Annotated in this window: 1 protein-coding gene; it reads right to left on the reverse strand. The window is 75.7% G+C overall.

Translation table 11 applies throughout. The features are described from left to right. Positions 1 to 564 (reverse strand): hypothetical protein (locus ACFFNX_RS40850; protein ID WP_378211550.1); only part of this gene is annotated, 564 nt, incomplete at both ends.

The raw sequence follows: 564 nt of genomic DNA on the forward strand, positions 1-564 counted from the left end.
GTACGGTGAATGGGATGATCGGCTGCGGGGCGCTGCCGGTGCGCTGGTCGTAGAAGAGCGCGCGCCGCGCCCGCGGAGTCCAGCTCTGCAACTGCCCGCCCGGCAGCGGCGTCAGTTCGCTGTCGCGTACGTCCAGGGCGACCCACGCGTCGATCGTGCGCACCGGGCCGGTGCGCTCCACGACGTCGGAGCGCAGCCGGTCGACCGTGCGCCACCAGCCGAGCACGTGCATCCGCCGGTCGGGCCCGTGTTCGGCCAGCCGCCGCACCGCGGTGCGCAGCGGCGCCGAACGCGCGGTCGCCGCGTCCACCGCGAACAGCGCGAAGTACACCGGCACCGGCCGGTCGCCGGGCTCGGGCAGCTCGGTCACGACCTCCACCTGGTGCCCCTCGTCGGCGAGCCAGCGCGCCAGCCGGGAGACGCGAGGATCCGGCTCGCCCTCGAACAGCGCGAACTCGGCCGACCCGGGCGCGTGCCCCCGCGCCAGGGAGATCACCGCGGACGACAGGACGTCGTACGCCTCGTCGGCCCGGGTGCCGACCACCGCGAGGTTGCGGCCGGGGT

This window comes from Actinoallomurus acaciae (genome assembly GCF_042429965.1).
GTDB lineage: Bacteria > Actinomycetota > Actinomycetes > Streptosporangiales > Streptosporangiaceae > Actinoallomurus > Actinoallomurus acaciae.